This is a genomic window from Moritella viscosa (genome assembly GCF_900120065.1).
Lineage (GTDB): Bacteria > Pseudomonadota > Gammaproteobacteria > Enterobacterales > Moritellaceae > Moritella > Moritella viscosa.
The window spans coordinates 1-21515 of sequence record NZ_FPLG01000004.1; the positions used below are offsets into that span (position 1 = coordinate 1).

Sequence of the window (21515 nt, forward strand, 5' to 3'; positions counted from 1 at the left end):
CGGACCTGCCGATTATGAGTCGGATGCTCTAACCAACTGAGCTAAGGGCCCTGATCTCTCGAACGTTCTTTATGACGTCTTAAGATGCAGAAAGTATATAAGTATACTTTCTGCGTGTCTAGGCTATATTCAATAACTTAGACAAGAAACCCGCTAACTGCTCAATTATTCATCTAAGAAGCTACGAAGCTGTTCGCTACGACTAGGATGACGTAATTTACGTAATGCCTTTGCTTCAATTTGACGAATACGCTCACGCGTTACATCGAACTGTTTACCCACTTCTTCAAGTGTGTGGTCTGTATTCATATCGATACCAAAACGCATACGCAGTACTTTAGCTTCACGGGCTGTTAGGCCTGCTAGTACGTCGTCTGTCGCGCCTTTAAGGCTATCTTTTGTTGCAGCGTCAACTGGTAAAGAGAGCGTTGTATCTTCAATGAAATCACCTAAGTGAGAATCTTCATCATCACCGATTGGCGTTTCCATTGAGATTGGCTCTTTAGCAATCTTCAATACTTTACGAATACGATCTTCTGGCATCATCATGCGCTCAGCCAATTCTTCTGGCGTTGCTTCACGGCCCATCTCTTGCAGCATTTGACGCGAAATACGATTCAGTTTATTGATTGTTTCAATCATATGCACTGGAATACGGATTGTACGCGCTTGGTCAGCAATAGAACGTGTGATTGCCTGACGGATCCACCATGTAGCGTAAGTCGAGAATTTGTAACCACGACGGTATTCAAACTTATCTACGGCTTTCATCAGACCGATGTTACCTTCCTGGATTAAATCGAGGAACTGTAGACCACGGTTGGTGTATTTTTTTGCAATTGAAATTACTAGACGTAAGTTCGCTTCAACCATTTCTTTTTTCGCACGGCGGGCTTTTGCTTCACCAATACTCATACGACGGTTGATGTTTTTGATCTGTGAAATAGACAGACCTGTAGTACTTTCTACTAATTTTAATTTGTTAATGCAACGGCGTACGTCAAAGTCGATGCGTTGTAATGCTTGCGCATAAGGTGCCGCTGATTGTTGTGCTTTTTCAAACCAAGCTATGTCAGTTTCGTGGCCAGCAAATGCTTCAACGAATGCTGCTTTTGGCATTTTGCATTGTTCAACACACATCTTGATCACAAGACGTTCTTGAACGCGTACGTGATCCATCATGTCACGCATGCTATTTACAATGCGATCAAACTGTTTTGGGATCAGACGGAAAGTACGGAATACTTCACTTAGCATTTCAACGTGAAGACGTGTTTTCGGGTGTTCTAAACCGTCTTCTTTAATGCCTTTCAGTAATGCAGTATGGTATTTGCGTAATTCGGCAAATTTCTCAGCTGCTTCTTCAGGATCTGGGCCTTTGTTGCCTTCTTCCTCTTCTTCGTCATCATCGTCAGCATTATCAGAGTCAGTTTCTTTGGTTGGAACTTCTGAACCGATATGTGTTGCTGTTGGTGCTACATCGTCTGCATTTGGATCGATGAAACCAGTGATGATGTCACTTAAACGTGTTTCTTCAGCAAGGAACTTGTCATATTCAGCTAATAACGAGTTAATTGCTTCAGGGTATTCTGCAACGGCAGTTTGTACCGCATAGATACCTTCTTCAATTCGTTTGGCAATTTTGATCTCGCCTTCACGAGTCAATAATTCAACGGTACCCATCTCACGCATGTACATACGTACAGGATCGGTAGTTCGGCCAATTTCAGATTCTACAGAAGCAAGCGCTGCGGCTGCAGCTTCTGCGGCATCGTCATCTGGTGCCGTTGTATTTTCTGCCATCAACAAATCATCTGCATCAGGTGCTGTTTCTAGCACTTGAATACCCATGTCATTGATCATTTGAATAATATCTTCAACCTGATCTGAGTCCACAATATCTTGTGGTAAATGATCATTTACTTCTGCATATGTTAGGTAACCTTGTTCTTTACCTTTAGCTACAAGAAGTTTTAATTGTGATTGAGGGGATTCCATAGAATACTTCCACTCCGGTGACGTGGTTCAAAGATACAGACGCAAAAGCACTGCGCAAACAAAGCAGTATAGTGCTAAACGGTGCTTTTTTCTACTTGTTGGTATAATTATGTGGTCAAAATGCGCGTAATTTTAACTTTTATCACGTTATATTAGGCGAAAGCTTTTAACTCAGTGTTATAAATCGATTTAATTCGACTCTTTTTTGTTAGTTCATTAAATGGGGTTTAATGGATCATATTTCAAGCATCATGATGATTTTAATTCATCGAGAATACTTTTATATTCCAAACGCTCAGCTTTAGTCAATCCACCTTGCGCTAATTTCAATTGTAGTTCACTGAAACGTTGTTCGATGACTTGTGTTGAAAGAACAAATAAAGTATCGAAAAACTCTGCTTCGACCGCTTCATCTGCGCCATGATCCCAAACAGCTAGTTTTATTAGTGCTTTCTGCTCCGGTGTATCGCGCCAATATTCTAATAATTGTGCGGTGCTGATCTGATCGCTACTGTTTGTTTGTGCTAATAATTTTAATAAAATATTAATACCGGGTAATTTTAATTGTTTTAAATCATCGAATATCGGTAAGTTAAAACCGATCTGGGGATTTTGTAATAATAAACCAATCGCACGGCGTATCGGTGTTATTTGGAGCGCTTTTTTACTTGGTTTTGTGACAGCGACCGTCGTAAATAGTTTATTTAACTTAGCTTCATCCCAAGCTAAGAAACGGGCCAATTTTTTTAATACAATACCACGGTAGAAACCATCAGGCATTTTTTCAATCAGCGGTTTGGCTTGGCTGGCTAATTTACTGCGTCCTACATCGGTATGAGTATCGATATCTTGGCTTAAGCGACTGAATAAAAAGTCTGGCAAGGTCTGTGCGTCTTTAAAAAGTTGCTCAAGTGCATCTTTACCTTGGTTACGAACCAATGAATCTGGGTCTTCACCATCGGGTAAAAATACAAATTTGAGATCTTTACCATCACGTAATTGCGGTAAGGCATTTTCGAGCGCACGCCATGCAGCAGCACGACCGGCTTTATCGCCATCGTAACAACAGATCACTTCATTGGTATTGCGGAACAAGGTCTGCATGTGATCACCAGATGTCGATGTGCCCAGTGACGCGACTGCATAATCAATTCCAAACTGAGCCAATGCCACCACGTCCATATAACCTTCAACCACGACAATTTGTGGGATCTCTTTATAAGCCTGGCGTACTTCATATAGCCCATAAAGCTCTTTACCTTTATGGAAGATCGGCGTTTCTGGTGAGTTGAGGTATTTTGGTTTTTCATCACCCAATACACGGCCACCATAGCCAATTACACGACCACGTTTGTCACGGATCGGGAACATGACGCGTTCACGAAAACGATCGTAGCGACGTGACTGGCCTTCGTTTTCGATTAATACGCCGGTGGTGAGTAACTGTTCTTCGGTGTGTTTATCACGGCCAAAGCGTTTTAATACATTATCCCAACCAGGGGCTGCATAACCAATAGCGTATTTTTTAATGACCTCGGCAGACAATCCGCGCTGCTTCAAATAGTCATTAACGACGCGTTTATTTGGGTGTTCTTTTAACTGGTACTGATAGAAACGAGTGACACTTTCTAATAGCTGGTAATAATCTTTACGCTCGGGTGCTGTCGGACCGTTATTATTACCACCTTCTTCTCTCGGCACTGTTACACCGTAAAAGCCCGCTAAATCTTCAATGGCGTCGACAAACTCAAGGTTGTCGTATTCCATTAAAAAACCAATGGCGTTACCGTGCGCACCACAGCCAAAGCAATGGTAGAACTGTTTATCTTGGCTGACAGTAAAAGAAGGGCTTTTCTCATTATGGAACGGGCAGCAAGCATGGTAGTTTTTACCTGCTTTTTTAAGCTTTACGCGTTTTTCGACGATATCTACGATATCTGCTCGACCTATCAAGCCATCGATAAAGTCGCGAGGTATTCTACCGGCCATATGTACCTAATTAATGAGTATGAAGGTGATTGATAATAGCAATTACAGTAACAATTACAATTACAGTAAATATGTGACTTATTATTGTGAATAAATCAGTTATGTACTGTGATCGTTATAAGACTAGGATAATAAATTTTATGAGCGTTGAAAGCAAACAAGCCGTGACTCTAGGAGTTCACGGCTTGTTTATAGGCGTTATCTTCAGCTGATTAAGTTAGAAACTTGCTCAATAAGATAAGCCTAAAATGCATACAGTAGTTATACTAATAGAGATTAGTATAGACGTACGCGACGTGCATTTTCACGAGACAATTTCTTAGCTAGACGCTTAGAAGCTGCTGCTTTAGCACGTTTACGAACTGTAGTAGGTTTTTCGTAATGCTCACGACGACGTACTTCAGACAAGATACCTGCTTTTTCGCAAGAGCGTTTGAAACGACGTAGTGCAACGTCAAACGGTTCGTTTTCACGTACTTTAATTACTGGCATGTTTTCTTCCAACCTTAAGGATTTAATGGTTCCAAGTTATCTGGAACCTAAAAAAATTTTTATAGCAATTCTATAAAAATGGTGCCGAATTGTACTCTAGAACATGATTAAATGTAAAGCGCAATAATTTGGCGCTGGAGAAATAAGTATAGCGCAGGTACTATTGTGCAGTCATACATAAGGTGAATGAATAAAATGCGCGTAATAGGAATAGAAACATCATGTGATGAGACCGGCATTGCAATTTATTGTGATGAACAAGGGCTAATGGCTCATCAACTTTATAGCCAAGTAAAACTGCATGCTGATTATGGCGGTGTGGTTCCGGAATTAGCGTCACGTGATCATGTGCGTAAAATTATTCCACTGATTAAAGCCGCATTAGCAGAAGCGGGCTGTACTAAAGATGATATTGACGGCATTGCCTATACAACTGGGCCAGGACTGGTTGGTGCATTAATGGTGGGGGCGACAGTTGGTCGTAGTATCGCTTATGCGTGGGATATTCCGGCATTAGGTATTAATCATATGGAAGGTCATATGTTAGCGCCAATGCTCGAAGAGCAAACCCCTGATTTTCCTTTCTTAGCGATGCTAGTGTCGGGTGGTCATACTCAGATCGTACGTGTTGATGGCATTGGTCAATATGAATTACTGGGTGAATCAGTTGATGACGCTGCCGGTGAAGCATTTGATAAAACAGCTAAGTTGCTGGGTTTAGATTATCCTGGTGGCCCAAGATTATCAGCGTTAGCAGATAATGGTGTTGCTGGACGTTACAAGTTTCCACGTCCAATGACTGATCGCCCTGGTTTAGACTTTAGTTTCTCGGGGTTAAAAACATTTGCGGCGAATACGATTGCTAAAGAAAAGAAGTTAGCAGAAGAAGCGGGTGCTGACGGTGTCGATGAACAAACCCGTGCAGATATTGCGTTTGCATTCCAAGAAGCGGTTGTAGATACCATTTCGATTAAGTTAAGACGGGCAATTAAAGAAACCGGGATTAGACGTCTGGTTGTTGCTGGTGGTGTAAGTGCCAATAAATATTTACGCATAAAATTAGCTGAAATGATGGATAAGCAAAACGGTGAAGTATTTTATCCACGTATTGAGTTTTGTACTGATAATGGCGCGATGATCGCGTATGCCGGTTTACAGCGTCTACGTCACGGTGGTGATGACAGTTTAGAGATCACTGCTCGTCCTCGTTGGCCATTAGATCAAATGGATGCGATATAAGTCATAACTATTTGATTTTTTAGTTGTCATACTTACCGATATCGGTAAATCTGAACAACATAAACCAGACTATCGGTAGGTAGTCTGGTTTTTTTATATCTGCGTATTGGGTGCGCGAGCGTATTTGGTTAAATATTATTTTAAATTATAATACGATATATTATCTAAACACTTTTTAAGGATAAGTTAATCATGAAAATAGCAGCATTGAAAGTTACTGTCGCGGCCGGAATAATGGCTTTATTATCAGCATGTTCTAGTCAAACTAGCATTGACAGCGACTTAGGTGTTAGTGGCGCACCTGATTGGGTTAATATCGGAACACAAGCAGTTGAAAATGATTCTGGCCGTTTATTACACGGTGTAGGAATGTCAAATGGCATTGCTGACGAATCTTTACAAAAATCTGTTGCAGATAATCGTGCACGTGCCGAAATAGCGCGTATCCTAGCGACATCTGTTGATGCGATGCAGGCTGATTATACTGCTGCGGCCAATGGTGAAGTAAGCGCAAATGTTGAGCGCGAAATTAAAGCTAAAACGAAATTAGCACTGAATGGCGTGAAAATTATTGGTCGTTGGAAGAACCCTGATAATGGCGATATATATGCCTTTGCAGAATTAGACTTGTCTGATCTTGAAGCGGCAATTAAGCGTGCTGCTGCATTAGCACCAAAACAGTAAGCGTATTTATTAAGTTATTAATAGTAGTTCGTCAAATTGGAAAGGAAAATAGCAATGAATAAGTTATTCAAATTAGTATTAGGCTCGATCTTAGTCTCGACATTATTAGCCGGCTGTAGTACCTCTGTAGAGCGTATTGATGCGGGTCAAACTGTGGATCTAAGTGGTGCTTGGAATGATACTGATTCACAGATGGTAGCGCAGGAAATGATCAGTGATGCGCTTGCGCGTCCTTGGTATAGCAACTTCGCGGCAAAAACAGGTAAAGCACCTGCTGTGATCGTGGGTACAGTGCGTAATTTAAGCCATGAACATATTAATACCAAAACATTTGTTAATGAAATGGAACGTGAGTTAATTAACAGTGGTCGTGTTGAGTTTGTTGCATCAAGTGATGAACGTAGCGAGATCCGTGAAGAACGTATTGACCAAGATTTAAATGCGTCTGAATCAACACGTAATGCAGCAGGCCAAGAGAAAGGTGCAGACTTTATTCTAAAAGGTCAGATCAACACCATCATTGATACTGCATCTAGCGACCAAGTACGTTATTACCAAGTTGATTTAAGCCTAATCAGCCTAGCGGATAACCGTAAAGTATGGGTTGGTCAGAAGAAACTGAAGAAACTCGTGTCTAACGGTAAACTACGTTATTAATAGGTCGTAATGAAAGCTGTATTAACATTCTTACGTTCGCGGCGTTATCTCGCGATTATCGCATTTAGCTTGTTGCAAGGCTGCTCGTTGCAGCAGCATCAACTTAATGATTTGGCACAAACGCTAGATAATGGTAATGCCAGCCAGGTGTTGACCGAGGTAGCGCAACGGGAGTACCCCGAGCGTGACTTGGCCCAATATAAACTGACATTAGGCTTATTACGTGCTGTAAATGGTGATTTTGCGGGGGGTATTCGTGAATTGCAAGCCGCTAAAACTGAGATAAATCAGTTGCAAGCGTTAAGTATTAGCGAAAATATTGGTGCTGTAACGGTCAATGAAACATTACGTAGTTATACCAGCACAGCCAGCGAACGCATGTTATTACAGCAGTTATTGATCTTATCTTACTTGATGGAAGATGATCTTGATGGTGCGCGGGTTGAAGTATTGCAGATGCAAGAATTAGCCAAAAGCTTACCTGAAAATGGATTATCAGGACTCGTATCAAGTAGCTATTATTTGGGTGGTTTGGTGTATGAACTTGGCGGTGAAACCGATAATGCCATGATCAGTTATCGCCAAGCCTACCAAGTAATGCAAACCAGTAAGATTACGATACCACTTGTATTGCAAGACAGCTTACTGCTTGCGTCAAAGCAATTAGAGCTCAAATCTGAACATGCTAAATATGTGAAAAAATTTGGCCATGATGTGAAGTCGCCTGTTCGCAATAAAAGCCAGTTGGTTTTAGTGTATTGGGGCGGTGTTGTATCAGCGAAGCAACAACGTTATTTAAGTGTTTATGCACCAAATCTGGGCTATAACATTTCTTTGGCATTACCTTATTATGACAATCATTATGTTAAGCCTGTACCTTGGCATTTTAGCGTACTTGGTAAAACGGCCGAAACTGAAATATTTGATGATGTAAACTTATTAGCACGTGCCGATCTTGATGCTGAATCTGCTGATATATATGCGGCAGCATTAGCACGGGTTATTATTAAACAAACTGCATTACATGAAGTGAAGAAAAATGACGACGATGGATTAGCGACCTTGTTATTGAATATTACTAGCATGGTCAGTGAAATGGCTGATGTACGTAGCTGGAATATGTTACCGGCGAGTATTCAAGTACAACGTTTAGCATTGGAACCAGGCACTTATTATTTACAACAACCGAGCCTGACTCAAGGTTTATCTGTTACTGATATTGCGCCCGTTATACCTGTATTAGTTAATGCAACCGCAAGTATTACCGATAAGGTTGCCAATAGTGCCGCAGAATCTGACAACGGGTTTAGTTTACCGCAGTCAAATACAACACTTGCTGATGATAAAGATAACCTTGTTAGTATGGATGACCCGAGTTCAGAGACGGTAGCAATGACGAATATTACCGATGTTCCGGTTGTTGTTGGTGCGAAGCCTTTGGTATTGAAGCCGGGTAAAACTGTTTTACTATTTTATTCAAGTGCCGCTAAAAAGGCATACTACACCTTATCACCTTAGTTATTCATGAATTGCTGGTCCTGTATTTAATGTGGGCTAGCGTTCAGTAACGGCTTGTTACAGGACTCGAACATATGATAAATAAATTCTTTTCTACTAGTTTAATTTCTGCTGCTGCAATCTTGATGAGTGCGTGTAGTAGTAGTACCCCTGAACGTCCAACTTGGTTAGATGGCGCAGATATTAACTATCCTGCTAACGTTTATTTAACCGCGTCTGGTCAAGCGAAATCGGCCAGTGTGGCAGATAATCGTGCATTAGCTAATTTAGCTAAAATTTTTGAAGTATCGATTGCTGATGAAAGTATTGATTTTAGCGAAGCAAGTATCAGCCAAAGTAATGCTAGTGGCAGTACTATTCGTCAGGTCGATAATAAGCAAACCTTATCTCGTTTTGTAAATACGCAAGCGCAGCAAGTACTGCAAGGCACCCGTATTGTCGAGCGCTGGCAGGATCCGATTAGTGGTCAACAGTCTAGTCTCGCTGTCATGAAGAAAGCACCAGCTGCGGCATTATTTATGCAGTCAATACGTGCAGCAGATGAGCAAACAAGCGCGGCAGTGAAATATGCAGAGCAGCAAGCACCGAACCCTTTGATTGCCCTTAGTTCATTAGAAACTGCGCGTCAGCGTCAAATCACACGCTTAAATGATAATAATAATTTACGTGTTGTGACGGGGAATGATATCAATGTTGAATATTCGGTAGAAACCTTAACGCAGATGATTAAAAGCCGTTTAGCTGCTTTATCATTTTCAACGTCGGCCACAGATGATCAAGCATTATTATCTTTGCAAGGAGGGGCATCAGAGGTTGGCGTACAGCTAAAAGATGATAGCCAATACAAATTAGTATTAACACTTGATAAAGGCGCTGTAGAGCAACGTCAGGCGTGGTACTGGCTACGTGGAAACATTGTATTGAATGTGATGGATGGCAACCGCAGTATTAGTAATAAACGTTGGCCATTTAAGATCTCAGCACAAAGTAAGCAATTATTAGAACAACGATTAGCGACTAAGTTGAGTACGGCATTACCAGATTATGTATATCAAGTATTAACGCCGGAAATATAATTTATTCATTATATGCCACATCTTATTTTGTGTATAAAAAAAGCCAGCCCTGATAAATCAGGGCTGGCTTTTTATTACACTACGTTATGACAATGACGCTTAGTTCATACCGTAACGTTTTAGTTTCTTCCGAAGAGTACCACGGTTGATGCCCATCATCACAGCTGCGCGGGTTTGGTTACCGCGAGTATACTGCATAATGATATCTAGCATTGGCGCTTCAACTTCTGCTAATACCAAGTCATAAAGGTTTTCTACGTCTTGGCCATTTAATTGTGCAAGGTAATTTCGTAGTGCTTGTTGGACAGAATCACGTAATGGTTTCTGTACAATTTGCTCAGCTTGTTGCACGGTTGCAGTAGTTGTTAGGGCACTAGGAGCCAGATTTTGTTCAAACATATATTGCTCTTCTCGTTAGCTTAAATCATCAAAATATTTCATTAATGCAAGGTGTTGTTCGGTAGAACTCTCCAATGCATTAAAGCTTTTACGAAACTCAACACCATTAGTCTGGTGTTGTATGTACCAACCGACGTGTTTGCGCGCAAATCGAACCCCCTTAAACTCACCGTAAAACTGGTGTAGGTTTTCGACATGTTGCAAAATGACTCGGCGAACTTCGTCAGCAGTTGGCACGGGTAATTTTTCACCTGTTTTAAGATAGTGATTTATTTCCCGAAAAATCCAAGGATTACCTTGAGCTGGACGTCCGATCATCAGACCGTCAACACCCGTGTACTCAAGTACCTGTTTAGCTTTTTCTGGGCTATCGATATCACCATTTGCGATCACAGGAATGCTAATGCTAGCTTTAATCGCTTTTATAGTGTCGTATTCTGCATTGCCCTTGTACAGACAAGCGCGAGTACGACCATGAACCGCGAGGGCTTGAATTCCAGCTTGCTCGGCGATTTTAGCTATCTGTGTACCGTTGCGATTTTCAGGATCCCAACCTGTACGTATTTTTAGTGTTACTGGTACATCAACCGCATTCGTTACTGCGTCTAAGATCAGTTTCACTTGCTCTGGGTGTTGCATTAATGCAGACCCAGCCATTTTTTTATTCACTTTCTTCGCAGGACAACCCATGTTGATATCAATGATCTGCGCACCATTTTTTACATTATGCTGCGCGGCTGCTGCCATCAACGCTGGATCTGCACCTGCGATTTGCACAGAACGGATCCCGGTTTCGCCAGCATGATCCATACGCTGTTGCGATTTTTCTGAAGACCAAACTCGAGGGTTACTCGATAACATCTCTGACACGGCCATACCAACGCCCAATTCACGACAAAGTTGACGGAAGGGACGATCAGTAACACCAGCCATTGGAGCCAAGAATAGTTGGTTATCCAGAAGATAAGGACCTATTTTCATCTGTTGCGGCTCATTTGCTCTAAGGCGGCGTATGTTACGCATTTTTCACCCGAGTTAAAAGGTTAATAATTAGACTATTGAATATTTTTTTAGTTAAAATCATTAAACAGTAAAAAAAACACCTCAAAATCAAATTATAACAACAGATAATCGAGCTAAATTACTTATTATTCAATTTTCACATAGGTTGAACGGAAAATTAAGATAGCTTGCATTTTAGCCTGATTAATTACTGTTCGCACGTTTTTTACGTACTTACTGTTTATTTTATCTACACAAGCCTCGTTTTTAAATTTGCTTATGTAGAATAAACGGCATGGCTAATACTATTTTATTTGGCCGTTTAAGCGTGCCCACTCATCAGATAATGTTGGTTCATCCATGATGCAGTGCTGACGATAAATTTCGTTCAATTCTGCTGCTTGGTGATCCAATATACCCGATAATGCCAGTTTACCACCAGGTTTTAAGAAGCTGACGATAAGCCCTGATAATTCGCGTAGTGGTGCTGCAAGGATATTTGCAACCACGATATCAGCTTTGATACCTTCAGGTTGATCAGCAGGTAAATATAATTCAATTTGGTCTGCAACGCCATTACGTTCAGCGTTATCACGACTTGCTAAGATAGCTTGTGGGTCGATATCTACCCCTATTACACGCTTTGCGCCGAGCTTAAGTGCTGCGATTGCTAAGATACCAGAGCCACAACCGAAATCGACAACGGTTTTACCAGCTAAATCTTGGCCATCTAACCATGTTAGGCATAAGGCGGTAGTCGGGTGGGTACCAGTACCAAATGCTAAACCTGGATCAAGCATGACGTTAACGGCATTTTCATCTGGCACTGGGCGCCAGCTTGGGCAGATCCATAGACGCTCACCAAACTGCATTGGATGAAAGTTTTCCATCCATTCGCGTTCCCAATCTTTATCTTCTAATAATTCTAATTTATAGCGGAAATTTGGACCTAATACCTTGGTTTTTGCTAAGAAAGCGAGGATTGGCTGCATGTCTTTATCTGCATCAAACAAACCTGTTACATCTGTATCACCCCAAAGCAGTGTTTCACCCGGCAGTGGTTCAAAGATTGGTGTATTTTGTGAGTCCATGAATGTGACAGCACTTGCTCCTGCGCCAGATAGCATGTTGCTTATCTTCTCAGCTGTTTCTTCGTTAGCATTAATTTTTAATTGGATCCAAGGCATCGATTTTCTCTCAGTTATTTCGTGGGCATAATTGTACGCACCTAAGTCATAAGACACCATCGGAATATGATAATTAAATGCAATTTTACGTTTTTTTATAGACCCAACTATGACGCATTAACATCTGCACCTGTGCGCTTATGGGCTAAGAGTTATTAAAATTAGTCTAACACTGACATAGTTATCAACAAATTTATGCGTTATCATTCGTTTTTGGTTATTCATCGTTATCTTTCGTCTTCTACTTTTAGAGTATAAACTCTACTCTTAGTTGTTGTTGTATAAACGTGACCGTGTGTACAGTTATTAAAAATATTACCCATCGTCATCTAATTGTTTGATATTAATGGATTAGTTAATTAAGTGATATTGGCGGGCTATGCCACAACGGCGTGATTTTAGGAATAAAGTATGAAAACAGTCTTTTATGGCGTTATTTCTGCCATTGCATTGAGTTGTAATGTACAAGCAGCTGCTATCGATTTTTCTGAAGCTTGGTATCAAGTGGTACAGAAAAATGATGCATTGCAAGCAAAAAAAGAAGAAGTGAAGCACTCTGAAGCATTACAGAGTGCGGCTAAGTCGCTCTATTTGCCGAATGTTGATATTACGGGCTCATATACTCATTTAAATAAACCGATAGAAGTCGATATATCTGAGGTTAAGGCTAAATTAAATGCAACTCCTTTAGCCGCTTACGCGAGTATGATCCCTAATAGTATCCCCCTAACGAATCAAAATGTTGCTCATTCTTCATTGAATGCAGTATTGCCGATTTATACTGGCGGTCGAATTACCGCGGCACAAGATATTCGTGAAGCACAAGTGAGTGAAGCGGAAAGTAATTATGATTTAGCGACGCGTGCGACATTTACGCAATTGGTGCAGTATTATTTTGGGGTGGTGTTATCTGAGCAAGTGTATCAAGTTCGTCTCGATGCGGTGGATGCTTTAGCCGATCACCTTAATCACGCGATCAAATTAGAACAGCAAGGCCAAATAGCCAAAGTTGAACGACTAATGGCGCAAGTCTCGTTAGACAAAGCGCAAATTGAAGCGCAAAAATCGCTACGTGATTATGAAATTGCCAAACTTGCGTTAACCAAGATGTTAAAACAGCAAGATTCGGTATTACCAACCACGCCGTTATTTGTGAATAATAGTATTACTTCTGTTACGCCGTACTTAAGCAAAACATTAACAGACCATCCTGGTATTGCGATCTTAAATGCCAAACGAGAACAAGCGAAAGGCATGGTTGAAATGGCTTCCGCTAAGCATTTACCAGAAGTGATGCTGTACGGTAATTATAATTTATATTCCGATGATTCTGTTATGGGCCAATCGGTACCTGAATGGATGGTCGGCGTTGGTGTTCGTATTCCTATTATAGAGCGTTCAGGTACTTCGCAAGAAGTCGTTGCAGCAAAAAGTTCAGTACGTCGGGTGAACTTATTACAAATGCAAATGCAGCAAGATTTATCCATTCTAGTGGAAAAAACCTATGCCGAAATGAGCCAAGCGTTAGAAGAGTATAATTCTTTGGCATCGAGCCTAGCGTTATCAGAAGAAACTGTGGTGCTGCGCCAAAAGGCATTTAGCCAAGGTCTATCAACATCACTGGAAATGGCGGATGCACAGTTATATGCAACGAGTATTCGTGTTCAGCGTCTGTCTGCAAGCTATAACTATGTTAAATCACTTGCACAATTACTATCTGTTAGCGGCGATATCGATCGCTTTATGGACTATCTACAAATCAATGGTATCGAGGTTAAATAAATGAGTAACGTTAAAACAGGCATCATTGCTGTAGTCGCACTAGCTGTCATCGGTTGGCTGGCATTTGAATTTAATAGTGCTTACGAGCCGAAAAATATATTGCTACAAGGTCAAATAGAAGCCGAGCAATACAATATATCGTCTAAGATCCCTGGGCGTATTGCCTCGGTCGATGTAAAAAAAGGCGAACTGGTTAGCCAAGGGCAATTAATTTTTTCATTGGCGAGTCCTGAATTAGAAGCGAAGTTAGCGCAAGCTAAAGCGGGTCGTTCAGCGGCAAGTGCGATGCGTAAGCAAGCTGAATCAGGTGCTCGTGAACAGCAAATTATTGCGGCTAACGATCAGTGGAAAAAAGCTCAAGCGGCAGCGGAGTTGATGGAAAAAACCTATCAGCGAGTTGATAATCTTTATAAAGACGGGGTATTGCCTGAGCAAAAACGCGATGAAGTCTACACCAAGTGGCAAGCAGCTAAATATACTCAAAATGCCGCCTATCAAGGTTATCAAATGGCTAAAGAAGGGGCGCGTAAAGAAACCAAACAAGCGGCTATCGAACAAGAGCGTATGGCGGAAGGTGTGGTTGCTGAAGTCGAGTCTTACACTAAAGATACTAAACAATACGCACAGCGTGATGGTGAAGTGGTACAGATATTATTAAAAGAGGGTGAGCTTGCACCGACTGGTTTTCCTGTGGTGAGTATTGTTGATATTAACGATAGCTGGGCGGTATTTAATATTCGTGAGGATTTATTACCACGGTTGAAAAAAGGCACGTTATTAACGGCGCGAATTCCTGCATTAGGTGAGGGGACATACCAATACCAAATATCTCATATTGCAGTGATGGGGGATTATGCGACGTGGCGCTCGACAGACAGTGCGAAAGGGTTCGATTTACGTACTTTTGAAATTGAAGCAAGACCTGTTAAGCCTATTGCTGATCTACGTGTCGGTATGAGTGTATTAGTTGAGCTGGCTCCGTCAGCGACTGCGCAGTAAGTCGGTTTGATGATGAGTTTATTTATTACTCAGGTCAAAGCGGTTTGGCAGCGGGAAAACCAGCTTATATTGGCATCGAAATGGCAACTATCACTGGTGACTTGGTTACCAATTGCTTGCATGTTGTTGGTGTATGCTATTTTTTCACAGGGTATTCCACGTGATCTTGCGGTCGCGGTTGTTGATCAAGACCACAGCCGATTGTCACGCAGTTTGGTGCGTTATATTGATGGCAGTCCTTCGCTTGCTGTGACAGCTCAATTGACAAATATTGCCGAAGGTAAAGCATTAATGCAGCGTGGTGAGGTGTATGCAGTTGTGCACATTCCGCGTGAGTTTGAAAAGCAAATTTATCTCGCGATGACTCCGGAAGTCAGTACTTTCTACAATGCGCAGTATGTATTAATTGGTAAGCTGGTATCGTCGAATATGGCGAAGACCTTTGCTACGTTTACGGCACAAATTGATGCAGTTAAAACGTTGGCAAGTGGGGGGAACCTCGCTGTGATTAAAGGGGCCGTTGCGCCGATCTCAACGCAAGTTAACCCACTTTATAATACGTCAACTAACTATGTACCTTTCTTAGTCACAGCCGCGGTTCCTGCATTATGGCAAATCTTTATTTTGGTGTCGGTGCTGTTGGCATTTGGCTTGGAATATAAAAACAATACCCAAAATAACTGGTTTCAGCGTGCGGATGGTGCCGTCGTTAGTGCTGTGATTGGCAAGTTATTACCCTATACCTTACTTTCTGTTGTCCATGGTTTATTATTTTTAAGTTTCTTTTACGGTTATTTAAGTTTACCCATGCACGGTAATTGGGGGTATTTATTGTTAATTCTGGTCGCAGGGGTATTAGCGGGGCAAGCGATAGCATTATTTATCTTTACATTAACTATGAACTTGACTCAAGCAATTAGTATGGGCGCGGCCTATTCTGCGCCTGCATTTGCATTTATGGGGGTGACATTTCCAGCCGAAAGTATGCCGCAGTTAGCACAAATATGGCGTTCGTTATTACCGATTACACATTATATGCAGTTGCAAATAGGGCAGGTTAATTACGGGCAAGACTTTATGACCTTGTTACCGCAACTCACGTCATTAGGCTTCTTTGTATTGACACTCGTCGTGGCAATATTTCGTATTAAGCGTCATCGTGATCTCGCCGTTTTGAATAATGAAAACAAACCAGCAATGGGGCATGAAGATGAATAAATTCTTGGCACTTGTTGTACTCGAAATAAAAAGTATTTTTGCCGACCGTAGTATTTTGTTGACTATATTTGGTGGCATTATTATGTACTCGATCTTGTATCCGTTACCGTATTCTCAGCAAGTATCAAGAAATGCTGAAATAGTGGTTATTGATTATGATCGCAGTTCGATGAGTCGCGAATTAATACGCATGGTTAATGCCAGTCCTGATACCCGTATTACTGGTCAAGTTGATTCTGTCAGGGATGCTGAAGCGTTAATTGAGCAAGGGGGAATTAAAGGGTTCTTAATTATTCCTGAACATTTCCGCCGTGATTTATTGATGAAAAAAGCGGTCACCTTATCGCTAGGTGGTGATGCTACTTACTTTATGACGTATTCGACCATCGCATCGGGGATCCTGAAAGCGGGCGGAACATTATCAGCGCAGATTAAAGTGGTGAGATTAACGGTTGATAAAGAAAATATCTTGTTAGCCAAGCAACAGTGGCAGCCCGCTTCGTTAAATCTACAACCTGTGTTTAATCAGGTAAATGGTTATTTGGATTATGTGGTGCCAGCGGTGTTTATTCTGATCTTGCAGCAAACGTTATTAATTGGCAGTGGTATCTTATCTGGCAGCCAAAACGAACGTTCAAGGGCGAAAGAACAAGGCTATTGGTTAACCGCGTCACCGACATTATTGTTACTAGCACGCAGCTGTGTGTTCCTCAGCTTGTATCTGGTATTTAGTTTGTATTACTTTGGTTTGGCATTGGATATTTATGGTGTTAACCGCCTGGCGGCAGCATGGGATATCCTTAAGCTACTGGTCCCTTTCTTGTTGGCCGTTGTGTGTCTTGGGGTAGCCTTAGGGCAATTGTATAACCAAGCTGAAACGGCGACGCAGGTTATCTTATTTAGCTCAATGCCAGTATTGTTCAGTAGTGGTTTTGTTTGGCCTGTGAGTGAAATTCCAACTTGGCTCGTTGCAGTATCGCAATTATTCCCAAGTACCGCCGCTATCCAAGGTTTGTTGCAATTAAATCAAATGGGCGCCAATTTTGAGATGGTAAGGCACTTTCAAACTCAATTGTTAATCCAAGGGTTTGTCTATGCACTATTAGCCATTATTTTACTGCGTTACAAACAGCGTAAATATAGAATAAGTGCAGTTTAATATCATTCGTTAAATAATGCGGTGATTAACTCGCGTTGTGGCGATTTAGCTTCCATACTTTGCTTGTTGAAAGAGTATTTTATGGAGGCTGAAATGAGTATGGCAACCAAAGTTGGCCAGTTCTTGGCTAGTCACAATATCGATTTTAGTTTAGTTAAGCATCGTCACACGGCAAGTTCATTTAATTCTGCACTATCTGCACACGTTCCCAGTTCACAAGTCACTAAAGCGGTCATTTTACGTGACATTGGCGGCGATTATCTCATGGCTGTAGTACCTGCAAACAAGCATGTATTAATTGGTGAGATTAACCGGCAAACAGGAAAGCAGTATTATTTATTGGCAGAGCATGAATTAGCGACGTTATTTCAAGATTGTGAACCTGGGGCTATCCCCTCACTCGGGCAGATTTATGGTATGGATATGCTAGTGGATGATACGTTGTTTGAACAGGAACAATTGTTTATTGAATCGGGTGATCACATGAATCTAATTAATTTAGATAAACGCCAGTTTGGCAAAGCGGTGGGCAGTTTACCGCATAGCCATATTAGCGGGTATAGCTTTAAAGAAGGGCCGTTATTTGAACGTCGTGACCTCTGAGTGATATCGATTGCTACAAAGATGAATAGGAATAAAAATGGGAGCCATATTTGGCTCCCATTTTTGTTTACACTAAAGAATCTATCAAAAACTATCTATGACCAAACATTAGCTTGCTGGTGGTGTTGGATTACCTTGTACATGCAAGTCTAATTGTGGATACGGGATCGCAATACCAGCAGCGTCAAGTGCAAGTTTAAGCTCTTCTTGCATGCTGAAATAAGCACCCCAGTAATCGCTAGTTTTAACCCAAGGGCGTACAGCGAAGTTTACTGATGAATCCGCTAATTCTAGGATACCGACTGTGTAATCTGGATCTTGTAGGGTAAATTCGTTGTTTTTAATAACATCAATTAAGATCGCTTTCGTTTGCTTAATGTCTGCGTCATACGACACGCCAACTACAAGGTCTAAACGACGTTTACCTAATGCAGAATAGTTAGTAATTGTACCATCCATGATTGCGGCATTCGGTGCGATCACAACTTTGTTATCCGGTGTGATTAAACGTGTAGAGAAGATAGTAATTTCATCAACTGTACCTGCTACACCCGCAGCCTCAATGTAATCACCGATGCGACAAGGACGGAAGATAACGATAAGTACACCCGCAGCAAAGTTGGAAAGTGAACCTTGCAAAGCAAGACCTACCGCTAAACCCGCGGCACCGACAATCGCGACCAGAGAGGCTGTTTGCACCCCAAACTGACTAAGGGTGGCAATGATAGTAAATATAAATACTAGCGACCATGCCATGTTACTTATAAAAGAGACTACCGTATCATCTATATCACGTTTTAATAGTAATTTTGAGGTTATTTTTTTCATTACGCCAGCAAGGTATTTACCGACGATAAAAATGACTAACGCTAACAATATTTTTGTACCGTAAATAGTGGCAAGCTCAGGCGCTTGCTCGAGTAGTTTTTCAAGATATTCCATGGATGAGGTTCCTATCATTTAGAGTGTTAAATATACATATACAGCATAGGCTATTCTACGACTATATTAGTCGACCTTTATTGATATGTTACATTATTTCTAATCATTGACATGGTTTATTATTAATATTTATTTTTGGCGAATGGCTTGTGCTTCAATCGTTACCGCATCGTGGCGCCAATACTCCAGATCACAATCGAGTAACTGACCATGTTGATCATAGTTCACTCGTTCTATATACATGGCTGCACAACCTGATGTCGCACGTAAAGGCGCGGCGGTATCGGCAATTAATGACGATGAACGGATACGATAATGAGTGCATTGATAAAGCGTATTGTAGTGTTGCTGATAAATATCGGTTAATGATGCTGATAGGTCGTGACTGAGTAAATTCGGTAATCGTTCAGGTAATACATAATTTGTCACGAGAACAACCGGGCGTTCATCTAAATAACGCACTCGATGAATACGGATCACTTCAGTCTGTGGTGCTATTTGTAATAATTGCGCAATCTGTTTATCGGCAGGTACCATGGTGGCACTGAGCAATTCTGTTTTCGGAATACGCTTTTGGCTAAGGGCAAGGTTGTGAAAATTGGTGGTATTGGTTGGATCGTAACGTAATGGTTCAGGGGAAATAAACCAGCCGCGACGGTCTTCACGATATACCCGACCTTCAGATTCCAATAAAGACAATGCTTCGCGTAGTGTCACGCGGGTAGTATGGAACGCTTCTGCAAGTTTGCGTTCTGACATTAACTTTTGTCCTGAGGTTAATAATCCCGATTCGATTTGTTGTAGGATTTCTTCTTTAATTTTTAGATATTGCACAAAAGCCTCTGTTATTAATGCTGTTGACGCCAAGCTTGAGTTCGCTTATTGATAAACGATGCCACAATTAAATGAATCACTTTAGCTATCGCCGCGGTGATTAAGATCATCACTGCCATCGCTGCCGCAGAACCTGTTTGTCCGGCATCATCCATATTTAATACTGACACGGATGCTGGAATGGTATCGGTCGCATACAAGAATACAACGGCTGATGTGGTGGTCAACGCATTGATAAACAAATAGGCGGCAATATCCATAATCGCAGGTGTACAAATTGGCAGTGTAATGATAAAGAATGATTTGTACTGTGGCATTTTTATCGATGCTGAAATCGCTTCTATCTCTGCTGGTAATTGTTTTAACGCCGTTAATGCTGTCATGTGACCAACGGTGTAGTAATGTACCACGGTATTAACCACCAGTAAGATCATGGTTGCATACAAGCCATTAAGTGGATTATTTATATCATTAAAAAAGAAAATATAACCCAAGCCTAATACGATACCTGGTACCGCCATTGGAATAATGGTGATCATTTGTAATAGCTGACGTATTGGTTCAAAACCACGGCCTTTTTCAATCACGTAGGCCCCAATAAAAATAATTACCGTACCGATAACAGCAACCCAGCTTGCTAACGTTAATGAGTTAAAGTAAGGGGACCAACCATAGGTGCTCACTTCACTAAAGTTATAATTGTTAAAGCTTAATGTTAAGTTCCATGGCCAGAATGTGACAAATGATGCGTATATTGCCATGCCGATAATGGTGATAATCGCCAAGCCTATCGTACTACAGAATAAGAAGCAGACACCATCTCGCAATTTATCTGGTTTGGGTGTGTAAGCGACAGAGCGTGAATCAAATAGGTTTTGTTGTTTACGCTGTACGCGACGATCAATGGCAAAAGCCAGTACTGCTGGTAATAGTAGTAACACACTGGTTACTGCACCCATGGCAAAATTTTGCTGACCAACTACTTGCTTGAAGATATCTGTTGCTAGTACGTTATAGCTGCCACCAATTACTTTGGGTACACCAAAATCACACACGACTAAGGTAAATACTAAAATGAGTGTGCTAATCACGCCGTATTTTGCTGCGGGCAGTGTCACCATGAAAAATGTTTTGACCGGATGATTTTTTAATACGGTTGCGGCTTCATATAAACGGGCATCGGAAGTGCGTAATGCAGTGGTTAAAATCATTAGCGCATGAGGGAAGGTCCAGAATGTTAGGCCGATGGTGATACCGACAACACCGTAAATGGATGCTCCACCGAGTAACTCTTTGGCAATGCCTTGATTACCGAATAAGTAAATTAAACTCAGTGCTGGTAATAATGATGGTGCTAAGATCGGCGCCGAGCCAATAATTTGAAATAAGGTTTTAAATGGCATGCAGCTACGGGTTAATGCATAAGCATAACTAAATGCTAATAGCCCAACGATCGCTGTTGTTACTAATCCCACCGTGACTGTATTTGCAATCGAGTTGAGCATAGCACTGGATGCAAAATATGCAGTGAAATTTGCTAAACCAATAAAATCACCATCAATATCTTGGACGCTTTTGGCAAACATGCTGAACATAGGCGCTAAAATGAAAAAGCCCATCAGCACGGTTAAGATAATTAAAATGCTGGCAAGAATGGCGCTATCTCGGCTAAACGCTAATGTGAGTTTTTGTATATAATTTGGCGTAGTCAGCTTTTTATTGATGCTCGTATCCATA

Annotated in this window: 19 protein-coding genes; 10 read left to right on the plus strand and 9 right to left on the minus strand. The window is 41.3% G+C overall.

Translation table 11 applies throughout. From position 1 onward, the window contains the following. Positions 1-165: 165 nt before the first annotated feature. The 3 genes from rpoD to rpsU form a co-directional block, all read right to left on the minus strand. Positions 166-1998, minus strand: a complete 1833-nt coding sequence (gene rpoD / locus BT797_RS00230; RefSeq protein ID WP_045108805.1) for an RNA polymerase sigma factor RpoD — start codon at positions 1996-1998, stop codon at positions 166-168. A 249-nt stretch (positions 1999-2247) separates the two neighbouring features. Then, the gene (gene dnaG, locus BT797_RS00235) at positions 2248-3987 is read right to left on the minus strand and encodes a DNA primase (RefSeq protein ID WP_045108806.1); all 1740 of its coding nucleotides are present in this window, start codon (positions 3985-3987) and stop codon (positions 2248-2250) included. Between the two features lie 276 nt (positions 3988-4263). Beyond that, complete coding sequence (gene rpsU / locus BT797_RS00240) at positions 4264-4479, minus strand: 30S ribosomal protein S21 (protein ID WP_006032380.1); 216 nt, start codon at positions 4477-4479, stop codon at positions 4264-4266. A 195-nt stretch (positions 4480-4674) separates the two neighbouring features. Here rpsU and tsaD point away from each other — a divergent pair, with 195 nt between their 5' ends. From tsaD to BT797_RS00265, 5 genes are all read left to right on the plus strand, one after another. Then, positions 4675-5718, plus strand: coding sequence for a tRNA (adenosine(37)-N6)-threonylcarbamoyltransferase complex transferase subunit TsaD (tsaD, locus tag BT797_RS00245; protein WP_045108807.1), 1044 nt, complete (start codon positions 4675-4677; stop codon positions 5716-5718). A 192-nt stretch (positions 5719-5910) separates the two neighbouring features. Beyond that, positions 5911-6402, plus strand: a complete 492-nt coding sequence (locus tag BT797_RS00250) for an LPP20 family lipoprotein (RefSeq protein WP_045108808.1) — start codon at positions 5911-5913, stop codon at positions 6400-6402. 54 nt (positions 6403-6456) lie between these two features. After that, on the plus strand, positions 6457-7059 hold the full coding sequence (locus BT797_RS00255) for a penicillin-binding protein activator LpoB (protein ID WP_045108809.1): 603 nt from the start codon (positions 6457-6459) through the stop codon (positions 7057-7059). Positions 7060-7068: 9 nt separating this feature from the next. Further along, positions 7069-8577 carry a COG3014 family protein gene (locus BT797_RS00260; protein WP_045108810.1) on the plus strand — a complete coding sequence of 503 codons (1509 nt, stop codon included), beginning with the start codon at positions 7069-7071 and terminating at the stop codon, positions 8575-8577. Between the two features lie 74 nt (positions 8578-8651). After that, the gene (locus BT797_RS00265) at positions 8652-9653 is read left to right on the plus strand and encodes an LPP20 family lipoprotein (protein ID WP_045108811.1); all 1002 of its coding nucleotides are present in this window, start codon (positions 8652-8654) and stop codon (positions 9651-9653) included. A gap of 99 nt (positions 9654-9752) precedes the next feature. Here the strand turns inward: BT797_RS00265 and fis are convergent, their stop codons facing one another. The 3 genes from fis to prmA all read right to left on the minus strand — a co-directional run bounded on the left by fis (position 9753) and on the right by prmA (position 12241). Then, complete coding sequence (fis, locus tag BT797_RS00270; protein ID WP_045108812.1) at positions 9753-10052, minus strand: DNA-binding transcriptional regulator Fis; 300 nt, start codon at positions 10050-10052, stop codon at positions 9753-9755. 15 nt (positions 10053-10067) lie between these two features. Then, positions 10068-11033, minus strand: a complete 966-nt coding sequence (gene dusB / locus BT797_RS00275) for a tRNA dihydrouridine synthase DusB (protein WP_170860696.1) — start codon at positions 11031-11033, stop codon at positions 10068-10070. A gap of 326 nt (positions 11034-11359) precedes the next feature. Beyond that, entirely contained in the window at positions 11360-12241 is an 882-nt protein-coding gene (gene prmA / locus BT797_RS00280; protein ID WP_045108814.1) for a 50S ribosomal protein L11 methyltransferase, read from the minus strand. Positions 12242-12652: 411 nt separating this feature from the next. Here prmA and BT797_RS00285 point away from each other — a divergent pair, with 411 nt between their 5' ends. The 5 genes from BT797_RS00285 (at position 12653) to BT797_RS00305 (ending at position 18002) form a co-directional block, all read left to right on the plus strand. Next, a complete protein-coding gene (locus BT797_RS00285) occupies positions 12653-14023 on the plus strand; it encodes a TolC family protein (RefSeq protein ID WP_075470795.1) in 1371 nt (456 codons plus the stop codon). Continuing rightward, complete coding sequence (locus tag BT797_RS00290) at positions 14024-15022, plus strand: HlyD family secretion protein (protein ID WP_045108816.1); 999 nt, start codon at positions 14024-14026, stop codon at positions 15020-15022. Between the two features lie 9 nt (positions 15023-15031). Then, positions 15032-16240: an ABC transporter permease gene (locus BT797_RS00295; RefSeq protein WP_244534084.1), complete on the plus strand. Its 1209-nt coding sequence runs from the start codon at positions 15032-15034 to the stop codon at positions 16238-16240. Continuing rightward, positions 16233-17399 (plus strand): ABC transporter permease, encoded by a 1167-nt coding sequence (locus BT797_RS00300; RefSeq protein WP_045108818.1) that lies wholly within the window; start codon positions 16233-16235, stop codon positions 17397-17399. Before BT797_RS00295 ends, BT797_RS00300 begins: the two co-directional genes overlap by 8 nt. 93 nt (positions 17400-17492) lie before the next feature. Beyond that, positions 17493-18002, plus strand: a complete 510-nt coding sequence (locus tag BT797_RS00305) for an aminoacyl-tRNA deacylase (RefSeq protein ID WP_045112363.1) — start codon at positions 17493-17495, stop codon at positions 18000-18002. Between the two features lie 108 nt (positions 18003-18110). On the opposite strand, the gene BT797_RS00310 is transcribed toward BT797_RS00305, so the two are convergent. From BT797_RS00310 to BT797_RS00320, 3 genes are all read right to left on the minus strand, one after another. Continuing rightward, a complete protein-coding gene (locus BT797_RS00310; protein ID WP_045108819.1) occupies positions 18111-18944 on the minus strand; it encodes a mechanosensitive ion channel family protein in 834 nt (277 codons plus the stop codon). Between the two features lie 129 nt (positions 18945-19073). Next, positions 19074-19778 (minus strand): phosphonate utilization transcriptional regulator PhnR, encoded by a 705-nt coding sequence (gene phnR / locus BT797_RS00315; RefSeq protein WP_045112364.1) that lies wholly within the window; start codon positions 19776-19778, stop codon positions 19074-19076. Positions 19779-19792: 14 nt separating this feature from the next. Then, positions 19793-21514: a putative 2-aminoethylphosphonate ABC transporter permease subunit gene (locus tag BT797_RS00320; RefSeq protein WP_045108820.1), complete on the minus strand. Its 1722-nt coding sequence runs from the start codon at positions 21512-21514 to the stop codon at positions 19793-19795. Between the last annotated feature and the right edge of the window lies 1 nt (position 21515).